Origin of the sequence: Streptomyces sp. NRRL F-5122 (assembly GCF_001507435.1) — a bacterium.
Classification (GTDB): domain Bacteria; phylum Actinomycetota; class Actinomycetes; order Streptomycetales; family Streptomycetaceae; genus Streptomyces; species Streptomyces lannensis.
Map to the genome: position 1 here is coordinate 356,062 of NZ_LMWH01000254.1, position 14,368 is coordinate 370,429.

Sequence of the window (14,368 nt, forward strand, 5' to 3'; positions counted from 1 at the left end):
GACCTCTGCGAGAGGTCTCGCGTGCCCGCTGCTCGCCCGTTCCGAGGGGACGCAGCGGAGAACAACGGGAACGACGGGCCGGCCGGCGGGGCGTAGAGGGGACCCGCTGTCGGTGCCGGCTGGAAGACTGCGCGGCATGGTCGAACCGAACCCGAAAGCGGACCTCCTCCGCTACCTGCAGGACGCCCGCGAGGCCCTGCTGTGGAAGCTGGACGGGCTCTGCGAGTACGACGTCCGCCGGCCTCTCACACCGACCGGGACCAACTTGCTGGGACTGGTCAAACACGTCGCCGGGGTGGAGCTGGGGTACCTCGGGGACACGTTCGGACGTCCGTATTTCGACAAGGAGCCTCCGCCCTGGTGGTACACGGAGGACGCCGAACCCAACGCGGACATGTGGGCCACCGCGGACGAATCGCGCGAACAGATCGCGGGGCTGTACCGAAAGGCCTGGGAGCACTCGGACAGCACGATCAGGTCGCTGCCGCTGGACGCGATCGGACACGTCCCATGGTGGCCCGCCGAGCGGCGCGAGGTGACCCTGCACCACATCGTCGTCCGCGTGATCGCCGACACCCATCGGCATGCCGGTCACGCCGACATCGTGCGCGAACTCGTCGACGGTTCCGTCGGCTGGTCGAAGGGCACGGACAACATGCCCACCGGTGATCCGGCATGGTGGCAGGACCACCGAAGCCGACTGGAGCGGGTGGCGCAGGAAGCCGGCAACGCCTGAACTCGCCCTCGGCGTCCCCACTTCATGGGTCCCCGTGCCGGAGTACCGGCCAACTCGGCGGAGCCTGCGGCGAGGTGGCCGGCCGTCGCCGATGCCGTACGTCCGCCCGGCGGGGCGGCGCGCCCGCAGGGACCGGCGCGCCGCCCGCAGGCACCGCCCCGCGAGGGCACCGCCGCCCCTCCCACCCGGTCAGAAATTGATCGAGTTGATGGTGTCCGCTATGGAGTTGAGGAACCGGTTTATGGACGGAGCCATGCCGGTCGAGGCGAGGAAGAAGCCGAAGAGGATGGCCACGATCGCCGGGCCCGCCTTGATCGAGCCTCCTCGGATCAACACCACCAGGATGATCGCCAACAGCAGCACCACTGACAGTGAAATGGCCACAACTGATCACACCCTCGGTCCGTCCGCTACCCCGGCCCGGAGGCGCCTACCCCTGCACACCCCCGCTGGAACCATCGTGCCACCAACGAGCCCCCCGTATGCGGCCCGTGAGTCATCGTCGGCCACCTCGGACGCATCCGCCGCCGGGACCGCACGGACGGGCGCATGCGAACAGGGCACCCCCGCACGGTTTTTCAAAGGCGATCGACAGGTATTCGACAGTGATCGTTTCAGTGTGCACACATCATGTTCGCAGGTAATTCGAAAACTGTTGACCGTCCCGCCGGTTCGGACATTTCGCCAGAGTCGCCCGCGAGTGTTATGCACCTTTTAGTCGTGATGAATACGGACACAACGACCTCATGCGGTAGGTAAATCGACACGGCAGCCGATGTGTGCAAGAACACGCCACGGCCACGCCGACTTTCGTGAATCCGGGGTACGCGCAGGCGAAAGAAGGATTTACATCGAGGGTTTTACGGAATCCCACGGACAACGCTAGGGTGCCTCAGATGTTCCACGCTGCCTCGTCCTCCGCAAGAGCAACAGGCCCGTCCTCGGCACCACAGCCGGGTGCACCGACCGCCCAGGCGCAGTCGGCGGCGCAGGTCGTACCGAGACAGCGCGCGCCCCAGCCCGACGAGCCGCCGGCGAAGCAGCGTGACGCCTTCTTCGACAACGCCAAGTACCTGGCGATCGTGCTGGTGGCGATGGGCCACTCCTGGGAGCCCCTGAAGAGCGGCCACCGCACCCTCGAAGCGGCGTACATGTTCGTCTACGCCTTCCATATGCCGGCATTCATCCTGATCTCCGGCTACTTCTCCCGTAATTTCGACATGCGCCCCGACCGGCTGAGGCGTCTGCTGACCGGTGTCGTCGTGCCGTACGTCGTGTTCGAGACGGGTTACGTCCTCTTCAAGCGTGCCGTCGGCGGCGACCCCGACCTGGCGATCAGTCTGCTCGACCCCTGGTACCTGACGTGGTTCCTCATCGCGCTGTTCATCTGGCGGCTGACGACACCGATCTGGAGGCTCGTCCGGTGGCCCGTCCCGCTGGCGATCCTGATCGCCATGCTCGCCTCCGTGTCGCCCGACATCGGTGACGACCTCGACCTCCAGCGCGTGCTGCAGTTCCTGCCGTTCTTCGTCATCGGTCTGTCGCTGAAGCCGGAGCACTTCGAAGCACTGCGGGGCCGCACGGCACGCCTTGTGTCGGTGCCGGTGCTCGTCGCCGGGCTCGCCGTGGCGTGGTGGGCCGTGCCGCGGATGAACGCGACCTGGTTCTACCACCGCGACAGCGCACAGGAACTGGGGATGCCCTGGTGGTGCGGGCCGGTGATGGTGCTCGCCCTGCTGGGCTGCTCCCTGCTGCTCACGGCCGGATTCTTCGCCTGGGTCCCGGGCCGGACGATGTGGTTCACCACACTGGGCGCGGGCACGCTGTACGGATATCTGCTGCACGGCTTCTTCGTGAAGGCCGCGGACTACCGGGGCTGGTACGACCACGCATGGTTGCACCGGCCGCTCGGTGAGGTGTCCGTGACGCTCGCTGCGGGTGTCCTGGTGACGGCGCTGTGCTCGCCGCCGGTGCGCAAGGTCTTCCGCTTCGTGATGGAGCCCGAGATGACGTGGGCGTTCAAGCGGGACGCGGCGACGCTCGCACGCGAGCGGGCCAAGGCCTGAGGCGCGGGCCGAGCGTGCCTCACGCTCGCCGTGGCAGCGCGGGGCCGGTTGTCGGCCCCGCGCACCCGGTGGAGCACCACGGCGTCAGAGCCCCGGTGTCCCGTGCGAGGGACCCCGGGGCTTTTGCCGTCACGCACCCTTGAGGTGACGCATCAGCCGCTCGAAGTCCGTCCAGCCGGACAGATCCCCCGGATCCCCCGGGAGCGGGTAGTAGAGCGCGGGGCGGGTCCTCGGCCCCAGCGGGACCGGGGCCTCGGCAAGGGGCGTGCGGCGGGCGCGGTCGCCCGGCATCGTCCGCACCTCCTCCGCACCCAGGACGAAGGCGAACGGGACGCCCGGCCCCTCGAAGTGCGGCGGGACGGACAGGTCACGGCGGGCCTTGCGGATCTGGACCAGCATCGACTGGAGATCGTGCCGGGTGGCGAGCACCTCGGCCGCCCTGCGTACCGCGTCCGTCGGCACCTCCTCCGCCGGCCCGTAGCCGAACGCCAGCGTGACGTCCTCCTCGACCCCGGCCTTCGTACGGGTGATCCGCACCGTCGCGAGCCCGGGACGTTCCGGGGTGCCGACCACGACCAGCCAGGTGGGGGCCGGTGACCGCTCGTGGGCCACGTCCGTCAGCTGCCGCAGCGACCAAGGAAGGTTGGCCGGTTCCTCGGTGCCCCAGCCCGCCGGCGGCTCGCCGGTGATCTCGCGCCACACGGATTCCAGCGCACCGCCGAGCACCAGGCGGTCGTCGGCGGGGTGGACGGCCCGGAAGGAGAGCGCCAACTGCCGCTCGCCCGTGTCCTCGGCGTCCTTCCTGTACGCGTCCGCGACCGGTGTGCGCGGGTCCTGAGGGGTGGCGTCCGGGGACTCCACCGTCGCGAACAGGCCGTTGTTCCACTCCAGTACGGCTCCGGACAGACCGTCGTAGTAGCCGTCCTTCTCGTCCTGCACGACCCAGCGCGAGGGCCAACCCGGAAGGCTGTTGCGGACGGCCGGCGAGAGGCGGGCGCCCGCGGGCGTGACGATCTGCAGGCCCAGTTCGGCGTCGGCCGCGGCCCTCAGGGCGTCCGAGAGCCAGGCCGTCATCGCGACGACCGGGCGGTCCTGGATCAGGACCGCGACCTTGTCGGTGAGCACGTCCACCGCGGGCTGCGCGGCGGCGGGAGTCGGTACCGCGCTGAGCCCCTCGGTATTGACCACGGCGAGGGACGTCGCGGCCTGCGGCGGCCAGGCGGTGCCCCCGACCAGCGACGCCAGACGGGCCGCGAAGGTGCCCGCCAGCCGCTCGGCCGCCTCGACCCCGGTGGTGGCGCGGGCCTCGGTCCACCAGTACGGCACCTCCGGCTCGCTCGCGCCGAGCAGGCGTTGCGCCTCGCCCCTGACCTGGACGAGCAGCGGCGCCTCCACGGAGACCAGCGGGCGCCCCTGCTCGTCGCACAGCTGCACGACGGCACCGTCGCCCTCGACGCCGACCAGCGTGTCCGGGCCGCCGGAGAGCAGACCCGCGATCACGCTCAGCGGGTCGGGCATCTTCCGGGTCAGGGCGATGACGTCCTTGGTCATGAGGTCGGCCGTTCCTTCACGATGGTCGGTTCGGATGTCGTACGGGTGCGCGATCGTGGACGCCTCATGGGACTCGTCCGGTTCACCTGTCCCCCGCGTGCACGGTCTGGATCAGCCGGTTCGGCTCCCCCCGCCGCACCAGCACCCCACGGCCCGAGGGCTGCTGAGTGGCGTACACGCCGGGGAAGAGCTGGCCCTCGCTGCGGTCGCCCGCCATCACCAGCGCCGAGGCCCCGGACTCGCGCAGGCCCTGCAGCAGCGGCTCGTACAGACCGCGGGACGCTCCCGCGACGCGGCGGGTGAGAACGAAGTGGAGGCCGATGTCCACCGCGGAGGGGATGTAGGGCAGGAAGGGGGCGAGCGGCTGCTGGCCCGCCGTGGTGAGGACGTCGTAGTCGTCGACGAGGATCACGATCCGCGGACCCGGACCCCAGCTGCCCGGCTCCAGGTCCTCCCCGTCCGCGCTCTCGTCGGGCAGCCGCTTCTCCAGCTCGCCCGCGATACCGGCCGACAGGGCGCCGGCCAGCTTGGAGTTGTACGCGTAGCCGCCGCGGTACTCCTCGGGAATCGCACCACGCAGCCCGCGTCGCGGGTCCATGATGCCGAAGACCAGTTCCTCGTCGCTGTAGCGCTCGATGAGACCGTTCGCGACGACCTTGAGCAGATTGGTCTTGCCGCACTCGCTGTCACCCATGATCAGAAGGTGCTGGTCATGCTGGAACAGATCGAGCATGACGGGCGCGAGCCGGTTCTGGTCCAGGCCGATCGGCACCCGCCGGGGCTCGGCCACGGGGCCCGGAAGCAGCCGCGGTTCCAGCATGTGCGGCAGCACGCGGACGGGCTGGGCCACCTCACCGCTCCAGGTGGCGCGGATCGAACGGGCCGTGCGTTCCAGGACCGCGCCGAGGTCGGCGGTGTCGGCGGCGCCGTCGGTGCGCGGCAGCGCGACCTGGGCGAAGAGCTTTCCGTCGGTGAGGACGCGGCCCTTCTCCTCCGGCGCGAGGGTCTCGGCCAGCTTGCGGTCGACGCTGGACTCGCTGGCGTCGTTCAGGCGCAGCTCCACACGGGTGCCGAACTGGGACTGGGTGGCGATGCGCACGTCGTTCCAGCGCAGCATCCCGGCGACCACGTGGATGCCGTAACCGCCGCCGCGCTTGAGGATGTCGACGACCGCGTCGTCCAGCTCCTCGAAGTCGTCCCGCAGGGCACCGAAGCCATCGATGAGCAGCACGATCTCGGTGGAGGCCAGCTCCGGCAGACGGCCCGCCGCGCGCAGGTCGCGCAGCTGCTCCAGCGAGTCGATGTTGTGGATGCGGAAGAGTTCCTCGCGCTGGTCGAGCATGCCGCGCACGGAGTCGATGGTGCGCGCGGCGCGCTCGCGGTCGGCGCGGCCCGCGACGCCGCCCACGTGCGGGAGCCCGGCGAGGGCCTGAAGGCCGCCACCGACCAGGTCGAGGCCGTAGACGCCGACCTCCTGCGGGGTATGGGTCAGCGCAAGGGACAGCGCGAGAGTGCGCATGAGCGTCGTCTTGCCGGACTGCGGACCGCCGATGACCGCCGCGTGACCACCCGCGACCGTGAGGTCCAGGTACCACTGGCCCTGCCACTGCTTGGTGGGATCGTCGAGGATGCCCATCGGCACCCGGAGCGGGCCGCGCCGCTTGTTGAGCTGCATTCCGCGCGTCCCGACCTCCACGGGCCCGGCGACCTTGTCGAGGGCCACGGCGTCGGGCAGCGGGGGCAGCCAGATCTGGCGTACGGACCCGGCGCCCGCGTTCTCGATCTGCTGGACCATGACGCCCATCTCGGTCGGGCCGGTCTCGCGGCGCCGCATCTGCGGCTCCTCCGGGCCCGAACTCTCCTGCCGGCCCAGCGTGTTGTACGCCTCGTACTCCAGGGCCAGCGGACCGGTGTCCTCCTCCTCGCGCTGCACGGGCCCGCGGTAGGCGCCGGAGACATAGCTCGCCTTGAACCGCTCGTAGTGGCTGGTGTCCACCTTGAGGTAGCCGAAGCCGGGCAGCGGCGGCAGATGGAAGGCGTCCGTGGTGTCCAGGACGGTGCGGGACTCGTCGGCGGAGAAGGTGCGCAGACCCAGCCGGTACGACAGATAGGTGTCCAGACCCTTGAGCTTGCCGCCCTCGATGCGCTGGCTGGACAGCAGCAGGTGGACTCCGATGGAGCGGCCGATCCGGCCGATGGACAGGAACAGGTCGATGAAGTCCGGCTTGGCGGTGAGGAGTTCACCGAACTCGTCGATCACCACGAACAGGTGCGGCAGCGGCTCCAGATCCGGGCGCTTCTCGGCGCGCAGTGCGGCGTAGTGGCCGATGTCGGCGACGTTGCCCGCATCCTTGAGGACCTGCTGGCGGCGCTTGACCTCACCCGCGAGCGAGGCGTGCACGCGCTCCACCAGGCCCGCCTGGTTCTCCAGGTTGGTGATCACGCCGGCCACGTGCGGGAGGTCGGCGAAGGGGGCGAAGGTGGCACCGCCCTTGTAGTCGACGAGGACCAGGGAGAGATCCTCCGGCGGGTGTGTGGCGACCAGCGCGAGCACAAGGGTGCGCAGCAGCTCGGACTTGCCGGAACCGGTGGCGCCCACACACAGGCCGTGCGGGCCCATGCCCAGTTCGGAGGACTCCTTCAGGTCGAGCAGGACCGGTTCACGGCTGTCGCTGATGCCGATGGGCACGCGCAGGAACGCCCGTTCGCCGCGCGGTGCCCACAGCCGGTCGAGGTCCAGCCGGGCCACGTCCTCGATGCCGAGCAGCTCCGCGAAGTCGACCGGCCCGGTGAGCGGGGCGTCGACCATGGACTCGGCGGACAGCCGCATGGGGGCGAGCATCCGGGACAGGCCCTCCGCGAACGGGATGCCGACCTCGTCGACCGTGCCGTGCGCACTGATCGGCTCCGCCTCGCGCAGGTCCTCGATGTCGATCCGGGCGCCCTCCACGGTGATCCTGACCCCGACCTGGCCGGGCTCCTGGATCCGCTGGTCGAGCAGGTGCAGCACGGTGACGCCCATGTCCCGCAGGCCCACCGCGTCGTCGGGGCGGGGCAGGTCGACGGCGTCCTCGCCGTGCCCGTCGGTGACGACCAGCAGCCGGGAGGTCATGGCGAGCGCGTCCTTGCCGGACAGACCGCGGCGCAGCTCGGCGGCGAAGGAGGCGCGGCGGCGCAGCTCCGGCCCGATCTGGCGGGCCAGTTGGGGCAGCGAGGGGGCGATGCGGCGGGCGGCCACGGGGCCGTCGAACTGCTCGGAGTCGAGCAGGTGCGGCAGCCACTTCGCCCACTCCCACTCCTCCAGCCGGTCACCGGGCACGGCGAGGGCCATGGCGGCGTCGTCGGGGGCGTGTGTGGCGGCCGCCTGGACCATCAGGGCTCGGGCCACGCGCAGGGTGTCCTCACGGGCGCCGATGACGCTGATGTTGCCGACGCGGTCCAGCGGGACGGTGAGCGGGAGTTCGGTGCCGGTGCCGAACCGGGCCGTGAGCGCGGACGCCTCGTTCAGCATGAACTGGTCGGGCGGGGTGAGCACGGAGGAGCTCTGCTGACCGACCTTCAGATCCCGTACGGGCATCTCCCCGGTGCCGACACGCACCCGCAGGAAGTCGCCGTCCATGCGCCGCCGCTCCCACAGCCGGGCCGGGTCGCGGACTATGTCGTACAGCGCGTCCGGCGGCGGGTTGAGCACCTGGGCCCTCTCGCGCCGCTGCCGCTCCTCCTTGGACAGCTCCTCGCGCAGGTCCTCCAAGTAGGCCAGGTACGCCTCGCGTTGGGTGCGGCGGGTGCGCTGGGCCTTGCCGCGCTGGGAGAACACGAGGGCCATGGATCCGGCGATGGTCACCACAAGGATGATCGCGCCGAGCCCCGCGAACTGGCTGTTGCGCACGACGGTCATCATCACGACGGACGACATGACGCCGGCGACGGGAAGCAGCGAGGTCGCGATCGAACCCGCCTTCCCCTCGGGCAGGTTGGGCGGCGCCTCGATGGTGCGTGGTTCCGGGGCCGCCGACGGCCGGGTGGTGCGGGCCGGGCGGTGGATCAGTCTGGTGCTCATCTGCCTGTTCCTCCCCCTGTTTTCAGCGGCGCTTCTGGGAGAGCTGGAAGACCTCCGCGGCCAGGCGCGTGGCCGCCCGGCGGGTGTCGTGCGCGAGGAGTTCGGTGCGGATCGTGCCGCCGGCCGCCAGATGCCGGTCGTAGGGCAGTACGTGGACCCTGGCGCCGGTGGCCTTCAGCGTCCCGGCGGCCTTGTCGACGTCGAGTCCGGCGTGCGGAACCATCTCGCTCAGCGTGACGACGGTCCCCTCGATGACGTGCCGGGGCAGACCGCGCATCCACTCCAGTACGGCGTACGTGCTCGAGACGCCCTCCAGCGTGGCGGGCGCCGTGAGCACGCGGGCCTGGGAGGCGGACAGCGCGACGCGGGCGACCTCCGCGGGCAGGGTCTCGCAGTCGACGACCGTGACACCGAAGTAGCGGCGCAGGGACACCATGACCCGCTCGTACGCCTTGGTGTCCAGCATCGCCCCGATCTGCCCCTGACTGCCGGGCAACAGCCATGCGTTGTCGGGGAGTTGGACGAGATATCCGGTGACGTCGAACAGTGACATCTGCGGCTCCACGATGCTCGCGACATCGCCGGTGGTCCAGCGGAGCGTCTCGGCGCCGAGTCGCAGCGGCAGCGTGCCGAGGGCCGGGTCGGCCTCGACGATGAGCGTCGGATCGTGGCGGTAGTGCGCGTACGTGGTGCCGAGCAGCGCGGCGACGGTCGTCTTCCCGGCTCCGCCCCGGATGGAGGTGACGGCGATCTGACGGCCGGTGGTCACGGCCTGCTGGAGCACCTCGGCGGTGGCAGTGGCCCCGGCGACCTCACTCGCGGCGGAGGAGGAGACGGTGCGCCGCGCGGCACGCAGGGCGCGGGCGGTGAGGGGCTCGCCATGGCGCGGCTTGAGGCCGGCGCCGGCGAGCTGCTTGTCCATCACCGGGCGGGAATCCGGGGTGCGGACCTGCGGCCGGGGTTCCGCGGGCCGCTGGGCGGGGACCGGCTGGGGCGGCGCGGGGGCGCCCCGGTGGCCGGCCTGCGATTGCGCGGGCGCGGGCTGCTGGGGGTGACCCTGGCCCTGCGCGGGTGCGCCCTGCGGATGCGGCTGGGACTCCGGCTGCCCGGAGGCTCCCCTCAGGTCGCGCAGCACGTCGCTCTGCCAGTTCTCGCCGTTCGGCATGTCACCCTTCTCTCCTGTCCGCCCCGCCCCGGAGCGGCCGCACCGTGTGTCAGAACTTGTTGAGCAGCTGCCCGTAGATGCCGAAGACGCCGACGGCGAGCGGGAACAGTCCGATCACGCCGATCGACTCGATCAGATCGGCGATGCGTCGCAGTCGCACCTGCACGTGCTCCGGCGGCTGCACGGCGAGGACCAGCAGCGGCAGCACCGCCGCCGCGCACAGCACCGCCAGCGGCCCGGCGCCCGTGGCGTGGTCCATCCACAGCACGACCAGGCGCAGCACGAGCAGCGCGGCCGCGGCGAACAGCGCGACCACCTCGGCGACCAGTGGGAAGGCCCGGGCACGGGACAGCAGCACGACGGCGACCAGTGACGCGAGGGTCACGGTCCATGCGGTCGGCTCGGGTGCGGTGGTCAGCAGCCAGCCTCCGGCGGCGGCCGACGCGGCGGTGGCGATGGTCGCGAGGGCGAGTCCGCGGTGGGTGGCCGCCAGCGCGTTGCCGACCTGGTGGCGGCTGACCGAGACGCCTCCCGACCGGCGGTCGTCGAGCCCGGTCAGCCCGGAGGCCATGAGTGCGAACCGGGGCAGCAGCCCCAGCAGCACGACCGAGAGCACGGCCATCACGGCGCCCAGCTTGGCCGGGTGGTCCTGCACGGCGGCGACGGCCTCCCAGACGCCGGCGATGACGGCCGTCGCACCCGCGCCGATGAGCCCTCCGCGGCCGAGCGGGGAGAGGAACGCGAGCAGCACGAGAGTGAGCACCAGCGAGGCGACGACACCGGCCAGCCGGGCGGTCCCGGGCCAGTCGTAGGCGTCGGCGGCGGTCCAGGCGGTGAGCAGCCCCAGTCCGCCGGAGGCGAGCAGCAGAGCGGTGGCCAGGCCCTGGTTGCCGTCCCCGATCTTGGCGACGACGGCGCCGGCGGCGAGGAGGACGAGCGTGGCGACCACGAGTCCCGCGGCCAGGGAGTGGAGGTCGAACTCGCGCCGGGCCAGGACGGCCGCGGCCACCGCGAAGACGAACGTGGCCACACCGGCGCTGACCCTGCGGGCGGCCGGGCGCCAGCGCCAGGCACGCAGGTCGAGGTCGTCGGCGACCTGGTCCGTCACATCATGCACGACGGGCGCGGGCGGTGCGGCGTGTGCGCGTACGAGCTGGAGCACGGCGCCGTCGGCGACCTCGGCCGAGGACAGTGTGGCGTCGTGCGGCAGCACCGAGCCGTCGGAGGTGACGAGTTGTCGGGTCATGGGGCGTGCGGCGGCCCGGTCGTCGAGCAACTGCAGGATGTCCGGCAGCAGTTGGCCGATCGGGGTGTCCGACGGCAGAACGATGTCGGCTCGCCGCCGCTCACCGACCAGGGTGACCCGGCTCAGCTGGGCCCGGGAAGTCGCTGCTGTGCTCACCACTTGCGGGAACCTACCATCGTGATGTTGTCCGAAACGGGGCTTCTATGAGGGGAGCCCGTGGCGTCCGAGCCCTCTGGCATGGCATCCGAGTTCTCTGGCGTGGTCATGCCCACTGTGGGCGCCCCCCTCACCTGTTCTCCGTGGCCTGGCTCGTGCCGCCGGGCGTCGGGCTCCCGCTCGCCCCGGACGGGTTGTACATCTGCTCCTGCTGCTGTTCCTGCTTCTTCTGCTCGGCCTTCTGTTTGGCCAGGGTGGCCTGGAGGAAGGACCAGCCGACGCATCCGGCGCACAGCACGGCGGCGATCGCGATGCCCGCGAAGAGCTTGCCGAGCCGCTCGTCCACCGTGCGCCGGCCGCGCTGGGCGCCGAAGAGCAGCGCGTCACGCATCCGGCGGCGGCGTACCGCCACCGACTCCAGCAACTGGCTGTCGTAGTCCCGTGCCATCAGTCGTCCTGAGCCGTTCCGTGCCGTCCTGTGTGGAGTGTGGTCACTTGAGGGGCCGTCAGTCGCCGGGACCGAGGCCGAGGTACGTCCGCATGGCGCTGTACTTGCGGGTGAGCCGCTCGGCGGTGGGGGCGTCGAGGGCGGCGAGCCGCTGCGGGTCGGCGTTGTGCGCGAGGTCGGCCGTCTTGACCAGCCGGGCGCCCGGGGTGGCGAGGATGCGCCGCGCGTACGCCTCCGGCTCTTCACCGGGGCGCTTGGTCATGGCCCTCACCACGTCCTTGGTCGCCTGCGGCAACGCGGCCGCCTCCAGCCACCCGTCGTCGAGGACGCCGTCCTCGACAGAGTCGTGCAGCCAGGCGGCTGCGACGAGTTCGTCACCGCCCCCTCGGGCCCGTACGCCCTCGGCGACGGCCCGCAGATGCTCCGCGTACGGCCGCCCCGCCTTGTCCTGCTGCGCGGCGTGCGCGGCGCACGCGATGGCCTCAACCTCGCCCAGGCTCATGTACGCCTCTGATGACCGCGGTTCGTGCGGCATGAGCGGCATGGCAAGCTCCCCCTCACTTTGCCCCTGAAACATAAGGCATGGACGAGCGGGGAGTACACCCCGGGTGCGGTTGTGCACGCTTGGTGTACGGAATCCCGCGGGAGCGCCTTCGGCTTGGCACCGTTGCTTGCACGGCGAGACCGAGCCATGACGCGAGGTCAGCTCTTGGCCACCAGGACCCTGAGCGCTTCAAGGCTGGCCACCTCGGACGGCGAGCCGGCCACGACATGGCTCCTCTCGTCGTCACCGTCACCTTGCAGCAACTCGGCAAGCAGAGCGGTGGGCGCCAGGTCCCGAGCCTTGGCGTCCCGCAGCCTCCGCAGCCACAGAGCGCCGGCATTGATGTCATCAGGGTGAAGCCCCGGCGGCGTCAACCAGCCGGCCGCTTCGTCCTTGTCGTTGGCCCAGATGTATCCGATGGCTACGCCGGACGCGTTGGTGATGCTCACGTACTGGACCGGCCCGCTGGTGGTCCGGTTGTACCGCGGCGGTCCGCTGACCTCGTTGAATGGCAGATCTTCTGCGAAGCGCGGGTTGACCCGCTGCTCTCTACTCACCTTTAGCGAGAGCATCGACTACGGCGGCGCTCGAGGCGTCGGTCAACGAACCAGGCAGGGGACGACCCTTGCCACCCGGTTCCGGGTCCGCCAGCAACTCGGCAAGAGCCTGGGACGGCCGAAGACCGCGTTCCTTGGCGCTTCCCAGCCGGCGGATCCAGAAACCGCCCTCGTTCACACCCCGAGGTCCGGCGGCTTGCTGCGGTTCGTACGCGGCAGCATTGTCCGCGTCGCCGCCCCATACATATCCGAGGACCGTGCCACTCTGCTTGTCGACCACCGTGAAGTACCGCACCGGTTTGTCGGTCCAGTCCTGGTAGCGCGGCGGACCGCCAGGCTTCTCGACGAATCTGATGTCGTCGTCGAAGCGCGGATTGATCGGTTGTTCGCTGCTCATGATGTCCACATTCCTTTACCTCTACCTGGTCCGCAACGAGGCTACGGCTTCGGTAGGACCTCCCCGTAGACGTGCCACTTGCCCGCCTCATCCATGAATACGCGCGTCACCTTGTAGTCCGTACCGCGGGCGAGGAGAAGTTCCCGTTCGCCGGGATTCGCGGAGATGTGGTCGATCCAAAGCGCGGGCGTGTCTTTCGGCACGCGCAAGTGCATGACCACTGGCTTGTGCCGGAAGGGTGCTGGCACCGTCTCACCGAGCGCCGTGGATGTATACGCAGGGTCCCCGTATGTGTTGCCCACCATCTGCATCGGGGACCTCAGGTTGAGGTGGTCGATCCCGGTGCCACGAACAACCATGATGTTCTCTGGCACGGGTCGCGTTCCCATGACACGGTCCATCTCATCAATGGTGTGCAAGATGCTCGGGGACACATCGGGGTAGGCACCCCGCAAGTGTCCATTGATCTGCGTGTAGTAGTGATCACTGTAGGTGTTCAGTGCGTCCTTGCCGGACGGATCGAGGGTATCCAGGAAGTCATTCCAGTACGTGTCGCCGTACTCCTGCCCCGCCCTATCGCTGACGCTCGGCGCCCGATTGGTGCCGTGCTCCAGTTCCGCCGTGGCTACCGCATGCTTCTCCGCATCGGTGGCCAGGTTATCGAAGTCGTCCCCGGACATGGACGGCTTGTACTCGAACGGTTCCCCGCCCCCGGCGTGACTCAGCGGATCCGTTCCCGGGTGGCCAGGGGGGGCCGATGCGTCGGTGCCGTGATGCGCGGCTGCGTCCACACCGTCGTGTCCCAGATCCGTTTGGTCGCCGTCGTGCCCCGCACCGTCGTGCCCGGAGCCGTCATGGTGGTCGTGCGCCGCACCGTCGTGGTGGTCGTGCCCCGAGCCGTGAGCTCCGTCGTCTCCGTGGCCGCTTGGCGTGTCGTGGCCGGAGCCGTGGGGGAGGTCGTGGCCCGAGCCCGGGTGGGGCGTGCTGACCGGGGCGTCGTGCGGCGTCGCGGTCGGCGTGTGCTCGAATGTCGCCGGCGCATGCCCGTGCGGCGTCGCGGTCGAGGTGTGGTCGAACGTCGCCGGCGCCGCCGCCGGCGCCGGCGCGTGGTCGTACGTCGTCGGTGGTCCGTCGAAGGTGCCGCTCGGCGCGTGGCCGTGGATGCCGTCTGGGACGCCGTCCCCCGCCCGTACCCCGGACAGTGCCGGTTCCTGGATGGTCCAGTCGGCCGGGAGGCCCGGTACCACCTCGTGAGGTGCCGGGGTCGTGTCGATGGTTCCGTCGTGCCCGATGAGATTGCCGTCGGTGTCCAGCAGGCGGCCGTCCGGCAGGTGCACGGAACCGTCGGGGAGTTTGGGGATCTCGATGTTGCCGACGCCCTTCAGCGCCTTGCTGATGTCCCCGATCTTCGACAGACCCGCACCCGCACCCTTGGCGATGTA

The 14,368-nt window shown here is 70.5% G+C and carries 12 protein-coding genes; 2 read left to right on the forward strand and 10 right to left on the reverse strand.

Features of this window, described 5'->3' with window-relative positions:
• Positions 1–136: 136 nt before the first annotated feature.
• On the forward strand, positions 137–736 hold the full coding sequence (locus ADL25_RS33400; protein WP_059131619.1) for a DinB family protein: 600 nt from the start codon (positions 137–139) through the stop codon (positions 734–736).
• Between the two features lie 189 nt (positions 737–925).
• Here ADL25_RS33400 and ADL25_RS33405 read toward each other — a convergent pair whose 3' ends face one another.
• Positions 926–1,120 (reverse strand): hypothetical protein, encoded by a 195-nt coding sequence (locus ADL25_RS33405; protein WP_059131620.1) that lies wholly within the window; start codon positions 1,118–1,120, stop codon positions 926–928.
• A 512-nt stretch (positions 1,121–1,632) separates the two neighbouring features.
• Here ADL25_RS33405 and ADL25_RS33410 point away from each other — a divergent pair.
• Positions 1,633–2,802 carry an acyltransferase family protein gene (locus tag ADL25_RS33410; RefSeq protein ID WP_059131621.1) on the forward strand — a complete coding sequence of 390 codons (1,170 nt, stop codon included), beginning with the start codon at positions 1,633–1,635 and terminating at the stop codon, positions 2,800–2,802.
• A 129-nt stretch (positions 2,803–2,931) separates the two neighbouring features.
• Here the strand turns inward: ADL25_RS33410 and ADL25_RS33415 are convergent, their stop codons facing one another.
• The 9 genes from ADL25_RS33415 to ADL25_RS33455 form a co-directional block, all read right to left on the reverse strand.
• Positions 2,932–4,353 carry a DUF6177 family protein gene (locus ADL25_RS33415; protein ID WP_059131622.1) on the reverse strand — a complete coding sequence of 474 codons (1,422 nt, stop codon included), beginning with the start codon at positions 4,351–4,353 and terminating at the stop codon, positions 2,932–2,934.
• A gap of 82 nt (positions 4,354–4,435) precedes the next feature.
• Positions 4,436–8,413 carry a type VII secretion protein EccCa gene (eccCa, locus tag ADL25_RS33420; protein WP_059131623.1) on the reverse strand — a complete coding sequence of 1,326 codons (3,978 nt, stop codon included), beginning with the start codon at positions 8,411–8,413 and terminating at the stop codon, positions 4,436–4,438.
• 22 nt (positions 8,414–8,435) lie between these two features.
• Positions 8,436–9,578, reverse strand: a complete 1,143-nt coding sequence (locus ADL25_RS33425) for a MinD/ParA family ATP-binding protein (RefSeq protein WP_059131624.1) — start codon at positions 9,576–9,578, stop codon at positions 8,436–8,438.
• A gap of 49 nt (positions 9,579–9,627) precedes the next feature.
• Positions 9,628–10,983 (reverse strand): type VII secretion integral membrane protein EccD, encoded by a 1,356-nt coding sequence (eccD, locus tag ADL25_RS33430; protein WP_059131625.1) that lies wholly within the window; start codon positions 10,981–10,983, stop codon positions 9,628–9,630.
• A 127-nt stretch (positions 10,984–11,110) separates the two neighbouring features.
• Positions 11,111–11,428: a hypothetical protein gene (locus ADL25_RS33435; RefSeq protein ID WP_059131626.1), complete on the reverse strand. Its 318-nt coding sequence runs from the start codon at positions 11,426–11,428 to the stop codon at positions 11,111–11,113.
• A 58-nt stretch (positions 11,429–11,486) separates the two neighbouring features.
• The gene (locus ADL25_RS33440; protein ID WP_059131660.1) at positions 11,487–11,963 is read right to left on the reverse strand and encodes an HD domain-containing protein; all 477 of its coding nucleotides are present in this window, start codon (positions 11,961–11,963) and stop codon (positions 11,487–11,489) included.
• A gap of 167 nt (positions 11,964–12,130) precedes the next feature.
• Complete coding sequence (locus ADL25_RS33445; RefSeq protein ID WP_059131627.1) at positions 12,131–12,529, reverse strand: hypothetical protein; 399 nt, start codon at positions 12,527–12,529, stop codon at positions 12,131–12,133.
• The gene (locus ADL25_RS33450) at positions 12,522–12,926 is read right to left on the reverse strand and encodes a hypothetical protein (RefSeq protein ID WP_059131661.1); all 405 of its coding nucleotides are present in this window, start codon (positions 12,924–12,926) and stop codon (positions 12,522–12,524) included. Before ADL25_RS33450 ends, ADL25_RS33445 begins: the two co-directional genes overlap by 8 nt.
• Positions 12,927–12,967: 41 nt before the next feature.
• On the reverse strand, positions 12,968–14,368 hold a 1,401-nt coding region (locus ADL25_RS33455; RefSeq protein WP_234381128.1), incomplete at its 5' end, for an ADP-ribosyltransferase.